This window comes from Afipia massiliensis (assembly GCF_014203115.1).
Lineage (GTDB): Bacteria > Pseudomonadota > Alphaproteobacteria > Rhizobiales > Xanthobacteraceae > Afipia > Afipia massiliensis.
The window spans coordinates 241,906-258,544 of record NZ_JACHIJ010000007.1; the positions used below are offsets into that span (position 1 = coordinate 241,906).

At 62.2% G+C, this 16,639-nt stretch carries 14 protein-coding genes; 4 read left to right on the forward strand and 10 right to left on the reverse strand.

What is annotated here, in order from left to right:
* Positions 1 to 3: 3 nt before the first annotated feature.
* The gene (locus HNQ36_RS22335) at positions 4 to 1,233 is read right to left on the reverse strand and encodes a multidrug effflux MFS transporter (protein WP_184089020.1); all 1,230 of its coding nucleotides are present in this window, start codon (positions 1,231 to 1,233) and stop codon (positions 4 to 6) included.
* Positions 1,234 to 1,474: 241 nt separating this feature from the next.
* On the opposite strand from HNQ36_RS22335, the gene htpX reads away from it, so the two are divergent.
* Positions 1,475 to 2,401 (forward strand): zinc metalloprotease HtpX, encoded by a 927-nt coding sequence (htpX, locus tag HNQ36_RS22340; protein ID WP_184089023.1) that lies wholly within the window; start codon positions 1,475 to 1,477, stop codon positions 2,399 to 2,401.
* Between the two features lie 82 nt (positions 2,402 to 2,483).
* Here htpX and HNQ36_RS22345 read toward each other — a convergent pair whose 3' ends face one another.
* Entirely contained in the window at positions 2,484 to 2,684 is a 201-nt protein-coding gene (locus tag HNQ36_RS22345; RefSeq protein WP_006021915.1) for a cold-shock protein, read from the reverse strand.
* A 159-nt stretch (positions 2,685 to 2,843) separates the two neighbouring features.
* Complete coding sequence (locus HNQ36_RS22350) at positions 2,844 to 4,583, reverse strand: adenylate/guanylate cyclase domain-containing protein (RefSeq protein WP_184089026.1); 1,740 nt, start codon at positions 4,581 to 4,583, stop codon at positions 2,844 to 2,846.
* Between the two features lie 183 nt (positions 4,584 to 4,766).
* Between HNQ36_RS22350 and HNQ36_RS22355 the strand changes: the two genes are divergently transcribed.
* Positions 4,767 to 6,332 (forward strand): glycosyltransferase family 39 protein, encoded by a 1,566-nt coding sequence (locus HNQ36_RS22355; RefSeq protein WP_184089029.1) that lies wholly within the window; start codon positions 4,767 to 4,769, stop codon positions 6,330 to 6,332.
* Between the two features lie 15 nt (positions 6,333 to 6,347).
* Here the strand turns inward: HNQ36_RS22355 and HNQ36_RS22360 are convergent, their stop codons facing one another.
* Entirely contained in the window at positions 6,348 to 7,391 is a 1,044-nt protein-coding gene (locus HNQ36_RS22360) for a YcjF family protein (RefSeq protein WP_184089031.1), read from the reverse strand.
* The gene (locus HNQ36_RS22365) at positions 7,388 to 8,857 is read right to left on the reverse strand and encodes a YcjX family GTP-binding protein (protein ID WP_184089034.1); all 1,470 of its coding nucleotides are present in this window, start codon (positions 8,855 to 8,857) and stop codon (positions 7,388 to 7,390) included. The genes HNQ36_RS22360 and HNQ36_RS22365 overlap by 4 nt, the downstream gene beginning before the upstream one ends.
* Before the next feature lie 208 nt (positions 8,858 to 9,065).
* On the opposite strand from HNQ36_RS22365, the gene trhA reads away from it, so the two are divergent.
* Together trhA and HNQ36_RS22375 are read left to right on the forward strand one after the other, a co-directional pair.
* A complete protein-coding gene (gene trhA / locus HNQ36_RS22370; protein ID WP_184089037.1) occupies positions 9,066 to 9,767 on the forward strand; it encodes a PAQR family membrane homeostasis protein TrhA in 702 nt (233 codons plus the stop codon).
* A 40-nt stretch (positions 9,768 to 9,807) separates the two neighbouring features.
* The gene (locus HNQ36_RS22375; RefSeq protein ID WP_184089040.1) at positions 9,808 to 10,602 is read left to right on the forward strand and encodes an SDR family oxidoreductase; all 795 of its coding nucleotides are present in this window, start codon (positions 9,808 to 9,810) and stop codon (positions 10,600 to 10,602) included.
* A 149-nt stretch (positions 10,603 to 10,751) separates the two neighbouring features.
* On the opposite strand, the gene HNQ36_RS22380 is transcribed toward HNQ36_RS22375, so the two are convergent.
* The 5 genes from HNQ36_RS22380 to HNQ36_RS22400 all read right to left on the reverse strand — a co-directional run bounded on the left by HNQ36_RS22380 (position 10,752) and on the right by HNQ36_RS22400 (position 16,624).
* The gene (locus HNQ36_RS22380) at positions 10,752 to 11,606 is read right to left on the reverse strand and encodes an HTD2 family dehydratase (protein ID WP_184089043.1); all 855 of its coding nucleotides are present in this window, start codon (positions 11,604 to 11,606) and stop codon (positions 10,752 to 10,754) included.
* A complete protein-coding gene (locus tag HNQ36_RS22385; RefSeq protein ID WP_184089046.1) occupies positions 11,603 to 12,721 on the reverse strand; it encodes a CaiB/BaiF CoA transferase family protein in 1,119 nt (372 codons plus the stop codon). The genes HNQ36_RS22380 and HNQ36_RS22385 overlap by 4 nt, the downstream gene beginning before the upstream one ends.
* Before the next feature lie 8 nt (positions 12,722 to 12,729).
* The gene (locus tag HNQ36_RS22390; RefSeq protein WP_430641396.1) at positions 12,730 to 13,893 is read right to left on the reverse strand and encodes an acyl-CoA dehydrogenase family protein; all 1,164 of its coding nucleotides are present in this window, start codon (positions 13,891 to 13,893) and stop codon (positions 12,730 to 12,732) included.
* A gap of 117 nt (positions 13,894 to 14,010) precedes the next feature.
* On the reverse strand, positions 14,011 to 15,276 hold the full coding sequence (locus tag HNQ36_RS22395; protein WP_184089053.1) for a cytochrome P450: 1,266 nt from the start codon (positions 15,274 to 15,276) through the stop codon (positions 14,011 to 14,013).
* A 76-nt stretch (positions 15,277 to 15,352) separates the two neighbouring features.
* A complete protein-coding gene (locus tag HNQ36_RS22400) occupies positions 15,353 to 16,624 on the reverse strand; it encodes a cytochrome P450 (RefSeq protein WP_184089056.1) in 1,272 nt (423 codons plus the stop codon).
* Positions 16,625 to 16,639: the final 15 nt, after the last annotated feature.

Consider the following 16,639-nt stretch of genomic DNA (forward strand, 5'->3'; position numbering starts at 1 on the left):
GAACTAGCGCGCGGGAACCGCGCGCTGGCCTGCGAGATACAAAATCAATCCAAGCATGGTTAGCGCCGCCTGTACGATGCCGATGGCAAGCGTCGCGCTTGGTATCGATGCGGTCAGCACGACGCCGACCGCCGCACCTGCCATCTGCAGGAACCCAAGTAGCGCCGATGCAAGGCCGGCCCTGTCGCCGAAGGGCTGCAACGCTGTGGCCGTCGCCAGCGGGCTGACCATGCCGAACCCGGCCAGGAAGATCAGCACCGGGATAAGGTAACTCCAGATCGTCGGGGTCACCCAGTGTGCCAGTAGCAGCAGTGTGCCGCCTGTGGTCGCAATGATAAGGCCAGCTAGCGTGGCGCGGGCGTGCCCGATCTTGATTGCCAGCCGCGGCGCTGTCATGCCGGATCCGAACACGACGAACACGGTGCCAGCGAAGAACAGGCCGAGCTGGATCGGAGAGAAGCCTAGCCCGTCGATCAGGATGCGCGGAGACACCGAGAACATCGCGAAGATGGCACCCATAAACAGCCCGATGGTTCCGGCCGGTGCGACGAAACGCAGATCGGTGAGCAGGCCCCAGTATCCGCGCAGGATCGCGGTCAATTGTATTGAGACATTGCGATCGGGCCGATGAGTTTCGCCCACGAATCTGAAATAGGCGAGTGCAACGGTTGCCCCGAACAGGCCGACCACGAGAAATTCCGAACGCCATCCGGAGGTAGCATCGAGCAGGCCACCGATCAGCGGCGAGAAGCCGGGAGCAGCGGACATAGCGACCATGATGAAGGCCAATGCCTTTGTCAGATCTTCGCCGCTTAACAGATCGCGGGCGACGGCGCGCGACAGGACCGAAGCGGCACACGCGCCCAGCGCTTGAATGGTGCGGCCCACCAGCATCATTGGCAGGGTCGTGGAGAATTCGCACCAGATGCTGCCCAACACGAAGATGCCAAGTCCGAACATGACCGGCTTCCATCGGCCGTAACGGTCCGACAGCGGACCGACGACCAACTGACCGAGGGCAAAAACAGCAAGGTAGACGCTGATCGTCGACGAGACGGCGGCAGTCGAGACGTTCAGGTCCTTCGCCATCGAGGGCAGGGACGGCAGCAGGATGTTCGTCGCAAAGGATCCGACCGCGGCCAAGGCGGCGAGAACGCTGATGCGCGCGAATATCGATGACGGTGCGCGAGCCAATGTCAGCTTGTTGCCGTCGCCGATGTTCTGAATGGTCATCTGGAAGTTTCCTTTTTGGCTTTTTATATGATCATCATCATATATCAAAAGGGAATGTCGGCCTGAGCTCCTCGCTTTTCGCCGGGTGACGGTTGCGGCTGGGACATGGCGGTGCAGGCTTCGCGGCGAGGACGCGACGCGCCGCCGCAGGAACCGGGCTCTTGAATGAGGGCCCTGGTCCTCACCATTTATGAGGCTGGAATGGGACATCCCCGGCAAAACACCGGTCAGGAGGAGGCGAATGAGTTACTTTAAAACGGCGGTTTTGCTTGCCGGGTTGACGGCCCTGTTCATGGGAGTCGGCTACCTGATCGGCGGAGCGGGCGGCGCGGTGGTCGCGCTGGTGATTGCCGCTGCCACCAACATGTTCGCATACTGGAACTCTGACCGCATGGTGCTGTCGATGCACGGCGCTCATGAGGTCGACGAGCGCAGTGCGCCGGACCTCGTGCGGCTCGTGGCAGAACTTGCAGGGCGCGCGCAGTTGCCGATGCCGAAGGTCTATCTGATGGACAATCCGCAGCCGAATGCGTTTGCGACCGGCCGAGATCCGCAACATGCCGCGGTGGCGGTGACCACCGGCCTGATGCAGTCATTGAACCGGGAAGAACTGGCCGGTGTGATCGCGCATGAGCTGGCGCACATCAAGAATCACGACACGCTGATCATGACGATCACCGCAACCATCGCGGGCGCGATCTCCATGATTGCGCAGTTCGGCATGTTCTTCGGCGGCAATCGTGAAAATGGTCCGGGCATCATCGGCTCACTGGCGATGATGATCCTGGCGCCGTTGTCCGCGACCATCGTGCAGATGGCGATCAGCCGCACGCGCGAATATTCGGCCGACAACATGGGCGCGCGGATTTGTGGTCAGCCGATGTGGCTGGCGTCGGCGCTGGTCAAGATCGACAACGCGGCTCACCAGATTCCGAACATGGACGCTGAGCGCAGCCCTGCGACCGCGCACATGTTCATCATCAATCCGTTGTCGGGTCAGGGTATGGACAATCTGTTCTCGACCCATCCGTCGACCGAGAACCGGGTCCATGAGTTGCAGCGCCTTGCTGGCGAACTGGGGCCGCGCGGCGGCTTGGCAACCGCGCCGGCAAATGCGTCCAGCAACTCGCGTGAGCCCTGGGGCAGACAGCGTGGCCCTTGGGGTTGATCCCAGAACTGATCCTGGGGCTGATCACGCGTCGCAGAGTTAGCAAAGGTCCGATCCAGTTCTGCTGAATCGGACCTTCCTATCAGACCTTGAGATTTTCCGCCGACGTCTTGCCGCGGTTGGCGACTTCTTCGTACTCGACCGATTGTCCCTCGTTGAGGGTCGAAAGACCTGCCTTCTCAACTGCCGAGATATGCACGAACACGTCCTTGCCGCCATTGCTGGGCTGAATGAATCCGTAGCCCTTGGTCGGGTTGAACCACTTCACAGTACCTTTAGCCATTCCGTAGTCTCCAGAGGGTAAGACCGATAACAAAACGTCGAACCCCGCGGATGGGCGTGTCCAACGGCGCGCACGATACGCGGTAAGTTTGAGCCTTGATAGAGAAAATGGCGTTTGGGGCGGCCGCTTTCTCTCAAACTTTGCTCGAATTTGGCGATTTTACGCTGCTGCAACTGCGAAATCGGCGACCATATCCGACAGCATTCCGGCTTTTTTGACCGTGTAGACGATCAAGGGTTCGACCCGGCCGCGGATGGGGACCTCGATCTGAGGCAGGTCGCCGACAGAAACGTGGGCGGTTTTCAGGACGTCCCCGGACACCACCACTTCGCAGGACAGGGCCTTGGTCATGTCCTGCAGCCGCGCGGCGACGTTCACGGAATCGCCGAGCGCGGTGAAGACCGTGTGCTCCTCGGAGCCGATATCGCCGATGATCACCTCGCCGCCGTGAATGCCGATCCCAAAGCGCAGTGGTTCCGGCACGTCGTTGCCGAGAAATTCGTTCAGCGCATCGACATGGATTGCGATGCGCGACGCCGCTTCGATCGCCTGCCGGCAGGCGGTTTGCGGATTGGTCGAGAGTCCGAACAGTGCCAGTTGCCCGTCGCCAACAAACTGGTTCGGCTGCCCGCCGCATTCGACCACGGCCTGCGAAACCGCCGTCAGGAAGCGGTTGATGATGAAGACGGTATCGAACGGCAGCAGCTGTTCGGCGAGCTTGGTCGATCCCCGCATGTCGACAAACATGCTGACGAGGTACCGCTCACGCCCCGGAAGAGCGGGCTTGATGGTCGCGGCCGATGACGCGCTCGTGTGTGCGGGAAAGATCTGGAAGAACGACACGTCTGTGCGGGGACGCAGCTGGCAGGCCAGACGGATGGCGGGATCGTGGCCCGCGCCGACGCGCTCCAGCACAAAGGTTTCGCGGTTCGACGGCTCGGGCAGGGCGCTGCAGTCGCCGATGACGCGGATGCGGCAGGTGGAGCAGCGCGCTCGGCCGCCGCAGACGCTGGAATGGGGAATGTTAAAGCGGGTGCTCGCCTCCAGCACGCTCAGGCCGATCGGAATGCGAACCGTTTTGCCATTGCCGTAAGACAGCCGGACGAGGCCGCGGCGGCGTTCCACCAGCGCGCGGACGCCGCGTGCGGCCAGGGTCAGGCCGATCAGGCCGAAGTATCCATAGAGCATGGTGGAAATGATCCGTTCGAGGACAGCCTGATCGGCTGAGGTCCCGACCTTATCGCGCGACAGATTGTCCGCCCGCCATTCCGGAGCGGTGCTCGCGCGCTCGACCGTCCGGCCGGCCTGATAGAGGCCGAGCAACGACACCGTCGGCATGATCACGGCAAGGGCCAGCAGCAGGGATGATATTTTCCTGAAGTATGGTTTGGTCCGGGCCCAGAAGTAGATTCCGATGCAGCCGTGGACCCACGACACCAGCAGTACGGCGTACATCATCCATTTCAGATGCGGCCGGAACACCCAGTAGGCAAAGAAGACCTGCGGATAATCTTTCTCATGCCCGAACAGCGGCGCGGCGATGCGAACGCCGACCAGATGGCCGATGACAAAAGCCGGAATGCTGAGGCCGAAAACAAGCTGCGTTAGTTCGATGGCGGTCCAGCGAAATTGCCGTCGCGCGTAAAGCGCCCAGATGCCGAGGCCGAGATGCGTCAGCACGGCGCCATAGAACACGATCAGGACCGGCCAGCTTTGCCAGAACAGCATGTGATAGACGAGCGCGTCATCCATCGCGCTGAGCGAGATGTTACCGAGCGCATGGTTGGTGAAGTGGCTGATGAGGTAGGCAAACAGGATAAGGCCGGTGGCGAGCCGCACCTGACGAATTCCGATCCCGCGCAGAAATCGGGGGAGAGGTGAAGCGGCAGTTTCGGCCATGCTGTAATCGCTCGACTGAAAAACAAATGAAGCTCGATAGGCCCGGATCGCCCGGAGGCCCCGAATCCTAACGAAGATGTCGCCGCAGCGCTATGGGCCGGCGATTGCACTGTCGCCCTTTTGAGATGGCGCCGGGGAAGGGCTGGTTTGACTTCACCGGTGCAGTCGCGGAAAAGCTACCGCATGGAGAAGGCTGTCACGACCGGAATCACGAAAGAGCAACGCCTGCCCACACGCACCATGCTTGCTGCGGGCATCGCGATTGCCGTTCTTGTGACATTGCAGGTGGTCTACGCCGCGACGGCCGACCTGCGCACAGATGAAGCCTATTACTGGACGCTCTCAAAAGAAAACGTGTTGTCCTATCTCGATCATCCGCCGATGATCGCGTGGGTCGTGCGCTTGGGCACGGCAATCTTCGGGGACACCAACTTCGGCGCGCGGTTCGGCGGGTTGCTTGCGATGTGGATCGCGCTGGCACTTCTGGCGGACATCGTCTGGCGGCTGACGGGGGACCGCCGCTTCGTCCTTCTCGCCGTGCTGATGCCGCTCGCGGCTCCCGAATATGGACTGTTCGCGTCGCGGATTCTGCCCGATGTGGCGCTGATCCCGCTTTCGCTCGCGATGGTCTGGTCGCTGGTGCGATTGACTGAAAGCGACGACGGCCGCTGGTGGCTGGCCGCTGGATTGTTCGGCGGGCTGGCGTTGCTGTCGAAGTACACGGCGATCTTCTTTGCGCCGGCCATCCTGGCATTTTTGCTGGTACCGCCGTGGCGGACGCGCTGGCTGCGAAGTCTTTATCCGTGGATCGCGGTGGTCGTCGCACTGCTGGTGTTTTCGCCGGTGCTGATCTGGAACTGGCAGCATGACTGGGCGTCGTTCAAATTCCAGTTCATCCGCGCCGGTGCGGACCACGGCATCTCGGCGCGGACCGTCAGCGATTTTCTCGGGCTTCAGTTCGCGCTGGTCGGCCCGATCCTGTTTCCAGTGGCGCTGGCAGGTGCGACAATGCTGGCGTGGCGGGGCTATCGGCGGCGACATCCGGCCTTCATTCTGATCTCGACCTGTGCGCTGGTGCCGTTCGCCTATTTTCTGTGGAAGTCGCTCTCGCTCCGGATCGGCGACACCTGGCCGATGCTGATCTGGCCGTTCGCCTTTGCCGCTGCCGCGATCAACCTTGCCGAGATCGAAAAAGAGCGGCGCTCAGGCTGGATCTATCGCACCGCCGAGCCGTGGGCGAAGGCTGCGATCGCGCTCGGTATCGTGCTGAACGTCGCGATTTACTATTACTACGCCGTCAGCGATTTCGCATTCGCCGCGACCAAGGATCCGGTGGCGAAGGAAGCCGGTTACGGCGAGATTGCGCGCCGCGCCAAGGCCACGGCGGATCAGGTCGGCGCGAAATGGATTGCGACGCTCGATTACCGGATCTACGCGGAGCTGCGCTGGCATTTGAGGGACAGCATCCCGGTTGTTCAGGTCAACGAGAGAAGCCGTTTCATCGGCTTCAGGGATTCGTCAAGCGCAGCGATGAAATCCGGTATCGGGCTTTATGTCGACAGCATGCCCAACGACGGCAATGTGATCGAGACAAAGACGCTCGCTGTGTTGCGGCTCGTCGGACAAGCGGATCGAACGTGGCGGGGCGTGGTGATCGAACCGTTTGCATTCAAGACGGTCACCGGATGGACACCCGAGTTGTCGCCGCCTCCGGACTCGCCGTTTTATCGCTGGCGATTGTTGAACTGACAAACGCAGTGGCGCTCAGGACTTCTGATCGTCGCCCCCGGCGCGGCGCAGCAGATCCTTGGCGAGGTCTGACAGCGCGGGACGCGGCAGGGCTTCAAATGGCAAGGGGCGCGTCACGTCGATGGCGGCGAGGCCGAGCCGCGCGGTAAGCAAACCGTTGAGCAGGCCTTCACCGAGCTTGGCCGACAGCTTCGCGGTGATGCCGTGGCCCAGCATCTGCTGGATCAGGCTGTCGCTGGCGGCCATGCCGCCGGTCAGCGCCAGATGCGCCACCACATGACGCATCAGCCGGATCATGCCGAGCGTGCCCGGGCGTCCGCCGTAGAGCCGCGCCAGCTGCCGCACCAGACGCAGCGCCGCCGCGAAGACGAACAGCATGTCGATGACTGCGCCGGGACTGACCGCGGTGACCAGTGAGACGCGCTGTGCGGCGCTGGACACCAGCCGCCGCGCTTCCTGATCGAGCGGCGTCATCAGCTCGCGTTCGGCGAGCCGGACCATATCGGCGCCGTCGATGATGTCGCGTCCGTGTTCCTCCAGCGCGGCGCGGGCGCGGGCAAGCCTTGGATTGTCATGGGCGATCTTGAGCAGGTCGCGGACGATGGCGTCGCTTTCCTTGCGGTCATCGCTCAGGAGCACGGCGTTCGCGCGTGCGTGCAGCTTCTCGATGGTCTCCAGCCGCGCCAGACTCATGGCCTCGCGCGCGATGATGACCACCAGCGCCACGACGGCGAGGATGGCGAACACAAGTCCGATATAGCCGAGGCTGGTGCTACGATTGAACAGGTCCTCGACCAGATTGGAGATGCCAAGACCGAGGCCGAGCACGACCAGCCCGCCGAGCGCCGTCCAGAACACGCCTCCCCAGCCGAAGCCCTTGCGGACAGGGACAGCCGGCTCATCGATGACGACGGGAAGTTGCGCCGGGTCGGCTTCCGGCGTGATATGGACCCTGCCGCGCGCAGGACGCGAGGGATCGTCCTCGGCGTCCATCAGGATGACGCGGGGATCATCGAGCTTGAAGGCCGCCGGTTTGCGGTGGTGCGGCTTGTCGCTCATTGCAGCTTGTCTCCGATCAGGAACTGAAGCGCACGGTCGAGGCGGATATGGGGCAGGGCGGGCTCTTCGCCACCCTCACGCTGCAGCAATGGGGGGCGAAAGCGCAGAAACCGGAAGTCGGTCTGGTCGGATGCTGTGTTGGACAGGCCACGGAATGCGCCGTCCCCGCTAAACAGATCGTCGAGCTTGGCCGGAAGGTCGCCGGGAAAGGTCGCTACTTCCGTCTCGCCGTCAAAGATTTCGTCGCCGGACATCTCGCCCTCTTCAGGTGTGCCGAGGATCGAGGGCAGTTTTTCGCGGCTCTGCTGCACCATAGCTTCCCTTGTTGCGCGCACGGCGGCCAGCGCCACCACATCCACGCCGGCGCCCGCGAATTCCGCCCGCGAGGCGGCGCGCTCGACCATGCGCTTGAGGATTGCTTCCAGCCGGTCGTGGCTGGTGTGGTGAAGGTGATCGGCCTTGGTGGCGGCGAACAGGATCTTGTCGATGCGTGGGCGGAACAGCGTGTTGATGAACGTGCTGCGGCCGATGTTGAAGCAGTCGAGAATGCCAGACAGTGCGCCTTCGAGATCCTTCAGCGCCTCGGGCCCGGCGTTGAACGCAGCCAGCGCATCGACCAGCACGATCTGCCGGTCGAGCCGCGTAAAGTGATCGCGGAAGAACGGCCGCACCACCACGTCCTTGTAGGCCTCATAGCGCCGCCGCATCATTGCCCACAATGAGCCGTCCGGCGCAGTGCCGTCCTGCCGGACGTCGAGCGGCGCGAACGTCAGCGCAGGCGATCCCGCGAGATTGCCGGGCATCAGGAAGCGGCCGGGCGGCAGCAGGCTCATGGCGAAGCGCTCGTCGCGGCAGGCGCGCAGGTAGTCGGTGAACAGCTTCGCCGCGGTCAGCGTTGCCTGTTCGTCTTCGCGCCCGTTCGCATCAAGGGTCGCCAGATGGGCGTGCCACTGCGCCGCAAGTTTTGCGCGCGGCTCGCGGCGAGACAGCGCAAGGCTCTCCGCCGACCACAGTTCATAGCTCTTGTTCAGCAGTGGCAGGTCGAGCAGCCATTCGCCGGGGTAATCCACCAGATCGAGCGTCAGCGTGCGGGTCGCCGCGTTCTGCCGTTGGTACTCGATCACGAGGCGAAGTTCGCTGATGTCAGTGGTCGAGTGAGGCCAGCGCCGGTCCTCGATCAAGGTGCGGACGTGACCCTCATAGGCGAAGCGGGGGACGGCATCGTCGGGCTGCGGCTCAAGCCGCGCGCGGGCGATCCGCCCTGTCGCCAGCGACTCGAACACCGGAAACCGGCCGCCGCGCAGCAGGCCGTGAACCAGCGCGGTGATGAAGACGGTCTTGCCGGCGCGTGACAGGCCTGTGACCCCAAGCCGTACCGTGGGATTGAACAGGCTTTCGCCATACTCGATCAGAGAGCGGATGGAGAGGCGGGTGTCTTCGACAATGTCCGAAAAGCTGGGTGCCATAATTCCATCAAGACTTTATCGGACTGAGGGATCAACAGATTACAGACTAAAAAACGGGCCGTGCGACAGTTTTGTGAAGCTGGAGACTTATGGGCCGGAAATCAAGTTTCAAACCGACATGAATCTTGATCGGTTTCTTTCAGAATTGACCGTTGTCGGAAGATCCTTTCTGCTCGATGTAGAGGTATGAATTGACCCGGTTACGCGCATGACGATCTTCCGATTGAAGCAGATCAGCTCTCACGCCCGGGTCGCGGGCGGCGGCGTGGTTCGCTGGGACTATGATCGCGCGGAGCTGATCGCGGACGGCGTGGTCCATGTGCTCGGCATCGCCTTCGGACTGATCGCCGCTACGGCCCTCGTGGTCGTTGCCGCCATGTATGCCTCGACCAAGGAAATCGTTTCGGTATCGGTCTACGTCGTTGGCCTGCTCGCCATGCTCGGCCTGTCCGCGACCTATAACCTCTGGCCGGTCTCGCCCGTCAAATGGGTGCTGCGCCGCTTCGATCACTCGGCGATCTACATTCTGATCGCTGCCACCTACACGCCATTCCTGGCGCAGATGAACGACCGCTTCATGGCCGTTGTTCTGCTGGCCGGTGTCTGGTCGGTCGCGGCAGCCGGTATCGCGCTCAAGATTTTTCTCCCCGGGCGGTTCGACCGCCTGTCGGTTGGGCTCTATCTCGCGATGGGATGGAGCGGCGTCATTGCCTATGACAGCCTGGTGGCCTCGCTGCCGAACTCGACGCTCTGGTTCATCTCTGCGGGCGGGTTGATCTACTCACTCGGCGTGATCTTCCATGCCTGGGAGCGGCTGCGGTTTCAGAATGCGATCTGGCATTCCTTCGTGCTGCTCGCTGCCGCATTGCACTATACGGCGGTGCTTGACATGGTTCTGGTCGCGGCCTGAGTAGATTGATCTCAATCTGCTTCCCGCCTAAAACATCCGCATGAAAGTTGCTGGAAAAGTTGTTGTCGTCACCGGCGGCGCGAATGGCATCGGCCAGGCGCTGTGTGAAATCTTCCATCGCGAGGGCGCGGCCAAGGTCGTGGTTGCCGATCTCGAAGGCGCGCGAGCCAAGACCGTCGCCGACTCCATCGGCGGCGCATCGTTTGCCTGCGATGTCGGCAAGGAAAGCGATATTCTCCGCGTCATCGATGAGACCGAAAAGCAGTTCGGCCCCATCGATCTGTTCTGTTCGAATGCCGGCATCGGCGGTGGGTTCGATCCGCTGTCGGAGAACGCCGGCGGCACCTCGGACGAGCCCTGGGCGCGAAGCTGGGCGATCCACGTCATGGCGCATGTCTATGCGGCGCGCCATCTGATCCCGCGCATGAAGGCGCGCGGTGGCGGATATTTTCTCAATACGATTTCGGCGGCGGGACTGCTGTCGCAGGTCGGCAGCGCGGCCTATTCGACCACCAAGCACGCCGCGGTGGGCTTTGCGGAGAACCTCGCGATCTCGCACAAGGCGCATAACATCCGCGTCTCGATCCTCTGCCCGCAGGGCGTCGAAACCAACATGCTGAAGGGGCTGCCGAAGGGCCCGCAATCCAGTGACGGCAATCTCACGCCGGAAGAAGTCGCACAATGCGCGCTGGAAGGCATCGACCGCGAGACGTTCCTGATCCTGCCACATCCGCAGGTGATCGATTACATGCGCAAGAAGACCGACAACTACGATCGCTGGATCGGTGGCATGGCCAAGATTCAGGCGGGCCTGCGCGAGGCGTTCAAGAAGTAGGCAGTTCCGTCCAGTTACTTCACCTCTCCCGTGGGGAGAGGTCGATGCACGAAGTGCATCGGGTGAGGGCGTAGAATCTATCGATAGATTGAGAGCCCCTCACCCCAACCCCCTCCCCGCCGGGGAGAGGGAGCCGATCACGATCGTTTTCACCAGGTCGCGGTGCCCTTCATGGTCGGCGCGCCGGCGGCATTGGCGGTCCAGACTTCCAGCCCGCCATCCTTTTCGTTGCCGTTGACGCTGAATTCCGCGCCGTCGAACAGCGGATTCACGCCGCGATAGACAAACTTCGCGGGCGCTTTGCCGCCACGCTGGCGGGCGGCGAACTCGATCAGCAGCGATGCCTGTAACGGGCCATGCACAATCAGGCCGGGATAGAACTCGACCTTGGTGACGTAATCGCGGTCGTAGTGAATGCGATGGCCGTTGAAGGTCAGCGCCGAATAGCGAAACAGCAAAACCGGATCGGCCATGTGGGTTTCGCGTATCTTTCCCGCCGGGGCAGGTGCGGGCGATGCGGCCGGCGCTTGATCGGCTGCCGCAGGCATATCGCGATAGACGATATCGTGGCGCTCGCGGATGGCGATGCCGCGCGGTGTTGTGATGGCGTGCTCCACGGACACAAAACATAGCGCGCCGGTGCTGCCGGTCTTCATCGTCACGTCGGAGATGCGCGACGATCGTGTGACCGTATCGCCGACTCGCAGCGGATCGATGAATTCGATCTGGCCGCCGGCCCACATCCGGCGCGGCAGCGGCACCGGCGGCAGAAATCCGCCGCGGGCGGGATGGCCGTCCATTCCGATTTCGCTCATCGGCGCGACCGGCTGCGCGAGGCACCAGTGCGTCGTGAGCGGCGCGACATCGCCTTCAACCGGATTGCCGATGTCGAGAAACAGGGTCGCGCGCAGGCCCTTCACCAGTTGAACGGTGATGATGTCGGACGCTTCCTGGGTGCGACCGATCCACTGGCGCAAATGATCGATGTCGGGTTTCGCGGTCATGGTTTCTTGCCTCGCGGAATGTCGCTGGTGGATTCGCCGACCGCCGGCACCGCTCCATAGTGTCGTTGTTCGCCGATGACGATGGAGGCGGGCGCTGGATATGCGACGACGCCGTTCGGGGTCGCGACCTCGATCCGGCGCAGATGCGGATGCGCCGACAGGTCATCCATGGTGTTGACCTCGGCGAAGGCGATGTCGGCATCGGTCAGGCGCTTGAGCAATTCGTCGCGGGTCATGGTCCTGAACACGCCGCCCACGGTGTCGTCGGTCAGTTTGCGGTTGCGGACGCGCTCGACCATGTTGCTGAAACGCGGATCGCTCGGCAGGTCCGGCATCGCCATGACCTCGGCGCAGAGTTTCTTCCACTCGCGCTCGCTCTGGATCGAGATCAGGATGTCGCGGTCATCCTTCGACGTGAACACGCCGTAGGGCGCAATCGAGGTATGGGCGAGGCCGATGCGCTTCGGCGGCGTGCCGGCTTCGGCGTTCAGCAACGGCACGGCGAGCCAGTCGGCCATCACATCGAACATCGAAATGCGGATGTCTGCGCCTTGTCCGGTGCGCGAACGGCCAATCAGGGCTTCGAGGATCGCCGCATGCGCCGTCGCACCCGTGGCAATGTCGACGATGGACAGGCCAACGCGGGCGGGTGCATCCGGTCCGCCGGTGATCGAGGCAAGCCCGCTTTCGGCCTGAATCAGCAAGTCATAGGCTTTGCGGTCGGCATAGGGGCCGTCGTCGCCGTAACCGGAGATGGTGCAAATCACCAGTGCCGGATAATCCTCGCGCAGGCGTTCGCGCGCGAAACCGAGCTTGTCCATCGAGCCGGGCTTGAGATTCTGCACCAGCACGTCCGCGCCAGCGATCAGTTTCTCCAGCGTCTTGCGCCCATCATCGGTGGCTAGATCGATCACGACGGATTGCTTGCCGCGGTTGAGCCAGACGAAATAGCTGCTCTGGCCCTTGGCGGCGGCATCATAGCCGCGGGCGAAATCACCTTCCGGCCGCTCGACTTTAAAAACGGTCGCGCCGGCATCTGCGAGACGCGACGTACAGAACGGTGCTGCGACCGCCTGTTCGACGGCGATGACGGTTAGTCCTTCAAGCGGCAACATGGTCTCTCTCAGTAGGAACGCGGCATGCCGAGCACATGCTCGGAAAGATGCGACAGGATCAGGTTGGTGGAGATCGGCGCAACCGAATAAAGCCGCGTTTCGCGGAATTTGCGCTCGATGTCGTATTCCTCGGCGAAGCCGAAGCCGCCATGGGTCTGGATGCAGGCGTTGGCGGCTTCGAATGACACATCGGCGGCGAGCATCTTGGCCATGTTGGCCTCCGCGCCGCAATCCTTGCCGGCTTCGTAGAGACGTGTGGCTTCCCGCACCATCAACTCGGCCGCGCGCATGTTGGCGTAGGATTTCGCGATCGGAAACTGGATGCCTTGATTCTGGCCGATCGGGCGACCGAAGACCGAGCGCTCCTTGGCGTAGTCGCTGGCCTTTTTGATAAACCACTTGGCGTCGCCAACGCATTCCGACGCGATCAGGATGCGTTCCGCATTCATGCCCGACAGGATGTAGCGGAAGCCCCTGCCTTCCTCGCCGATCAGGTTTTCGGCAGGCACTTTCATGTTGTCGAAGAACACTTCCGTGGTCGCGTGGTTCATCATGGTGCGGATCGGCCGGATCGTCAGCCCGCCGGCCTTCTTCGCTTCCTGCATGTCGACGATGAACACCGAAAGACCATCCGTACGCTTGGCGGCCTGTTCCTTCGGCGTCGTGCGGGCCAGCAGGATCATCAGGTCGGAATATTCAGCGCGGCTGGTCCAGATCTTCTGGCCGTTGACCACGTAGTGGTCGCCCTCGCGCTTCGCGAATGTCTTGAGCGACGATGTATCCGTGCCACTGGTCGGCTCGGTGACGCCGAAAGCCTGCAGCCGCAGTTCGCCCGAAGCGATGCGCGGCAGCCACTTGGATTTCTGCTCATCGCTGCCGTGCCGCAGCAGTGTGCCCATGGTGTACATCTGGGCATGGGTGGCGCCGCCGTTGCAGCCGGCACGCTGGATTTCCTCGAGGATCGCCGCTGCCGCCGACAGCTTCAGTCCCGAGCCGCCGTATTCCTCGGGGATCAGCACCGACAGGTAGCCAGCGTCGATCAGAGCCTGCACGAACTCTTTCGGGTACGCCATTTCGCGATCCAGCTTGCGCCAGTATTCGCCGGGGAATTGGGCGCAGAGTTTCGCTACGGATTCGCGGATGTCGGAAAAGTCTTGCTCTTGATGTGTCATGCTCATGCTTTGGCAGATTGATGATGCGCGTTCCAGCCGCGCCGGACGCGCAGCCGTATTCCGATTTTGCAACAGTGGTAGTGGCAGCCGTCGCGGGGCCGCCGGGGGCCTCGGGGCCTACACGTTGATGCGAACCGGCAGTTCCTCGTAGCCCTTCACGAAGCTCGAGTACACGCGCTTGGGTTCACCGACAACCTCGATGTTGTCGAACCGCTTGAGGATTTCTTCCCAGATGATCTTGAGCTGCAGATCAGCCAGCCGCATGCCGACGCAGCGGTGAATGCCGAAGCCGAACGACATATGCGTTCGCGGCCGGGCACGGTCGATGATGAAGCTGTCCGGATTCTCGATCACCTCGCCGTCGCGATTTCCTGAGACGTACCACATCACGACGCGGTCGCCCTTCTTGATCAGCTTGCCGCCGAGTTCGGTATCCTGCAGCGCCGTGCGGCGCATATGGGCCAACGGGGTCTGCCAGCGGATCACTTCGGGGACGAAGCTGTCGATCAGCGCATGGTTGTCGCGCAGCTTGTCGTACTGGTCCGGGTTCTCGTTGAGCGCCAGTACCGAGCCGGTCATCGAGTTGCGGGTGGTGTCGTTGCCGCCGACGATCAGCAAAATGAGGTTGCCGAGCAGTTCGTCGCGGTTCATGTGACGCGTCGCGTCGCTGTGCGCCATCATCGAGATCAGGTCGTTGCCGGGATTCTTGACGCGCTCGTTCCAGAGCCGGATGAAATAGTCTGCGCATTCGCCAAGCTCCCGCAGCCGCTGTTCCTCGCTGTCGTAGATTCCGCTTTTTGGCAGGGCGGTCGCAAGGTCAGACCAGCGCGTCAGCATGCGGCGGTCTTCCCACGGGAAGTCGAACAGCGTGGCCAGCATCTGGGTGGTGAGTTCGATGGACACCCGATCGACCCAGTTGAAGGTCTCGTTGCGCGGCAGGTTATCGAGGATGTCGGAGGCTCGCTCGCGGATCAGGATCGCGAGCCGGTCGAGATGCACCGGCGTGAACATCGGCGACACCGTCTTGCGCTGCGGGCCGTGCTTCGGCTCGTCCATCGCGATGAAACTCGGCCAGTTGTAGTTCTCGCTCACGTCACGCAGGCTGATGCCGCCATATTTGACGTCCGACGAGAAGATCGCGGCGTTGGTATCGACATGCATGATGTCGTTGTACTTGGTCACCGACCAGTAATCGCCGACCGGGCAGGTCGTGCAGTAGTGCACCGGCTCTTCCTTGCGAAGCCGCTCGAAATAGGGCCACAGCGTGTCGCTGCGAAACAGTTCGGGCGCGCCGACGTGGAATTCCGAGAGCGGCATCGAATAGGCCTTCTCGCGCGCGGCCTTCTGGCGCTCGTCGCGGGCCATGCTGATCGTTCCGTGCATCGTTCGCTTCCCCATTCCAAGACGTAAATTTCATGGCGCGTATCACGCCGAATTCTTATTGCCGATGCCGGCTTTGCTATGACGCCAGCCGCACCGGGAGGGTCTCGTAGCCCTTGACGAAACTGGAATACACCCGATGTGGCGGCTCCACCACTTCGATATTGTCGTAGCGCTTGAGAATCTCCTCCCAAACGATCTTCAATTGTAGTTCCGCTAGGCGAATTCCAACGCAGCGGTGAATGCCGAAGCCGAACGACAGGTGCTGACGGGGGCGGGCGCGATCGATGATGAAGCTGTCGGGGTTCTCGATCACTTCGTCGTCGCGATTGCCCGAAACATACCACATCACAACCTTGTCGCCCTTTTTGATCGTTTTGCCGCGGAGTTCGGTATCCTGCAGCGCGGTGCGGCGCATATGCGCCAGCGGCGTCTGCCAGCGGATGACTTCCGGCACCATGCTGTCGACCAGGGCGTGGTTGTCGCGCAGTTTTTGATATTCGCGGGGATTCTGATTCAGCGCGAAAAGGCCGCCGGAGAGCGAGTTGCGGGTGGTGTCGTTGCCGCCGACGATCAGCAGGATGAGATTTCCCAGAAACGTCTTGGGGTCCATGTCGCGGGTTGCTTCCGCATGCGCCATCATCGAGATGAGGTCGCTTTTCGGCGCAGCATTGATCCGCTCGTTCCACAGCCTTGAGAAATAGGCCGCGCATTCCTGCAATTCGGCCTGCCGGGCATCCTCTGACGCGATGATCTCGGTGTTGCCAGGCAGGGCGGTGGCGACGTCGGACCAGCGGGTCAGCTTGCGGCGATCCTCCCACGGAAAATCAAACAAGGTCGCGAGCATCTGGGTGGTGAGCTCGATCGAGACCCGGTCGACCCAGTCGAAGGTGGCGTTACGCGGTAGTGAATCCAGGCACTGCGCGGCGCGCTGACGGATTGTGCCGGCAAGCTGGTCGAGGTGGGTGGGCGTGAACATTGGCGCGACGGTTTTGCGCTGCGCACTGTGTTTTGGCTGATCCATGGCGATGAACATCGGACGGCGGAATTCAGGCGGCGCATCGCGGATCGTGATTCCGCCGAGACTCGATTCCGACGAATAGATTTGATGATTGGTCTCGACATGCATGATGTCGTTGTACTTCATCACCGACCAGTAAGGACCGAACTGGCTGTCCTTGCAGTAGTGGACAGGGTCCTCCTTCCGCAGCCGCTCGAAATAGGGCCAGAACGTATCGTTGCGGAAAAGGTCGGGGTCGCCTGGATTGAAATCCGCGAGCGGAGTTGAATAGGCCTTGTCGCGCGCCGCCTTCTGCTCGGAGCTTTGCGCAAGATCCAGCGTGCCGTGCATCGCGCGTCTCCCTCA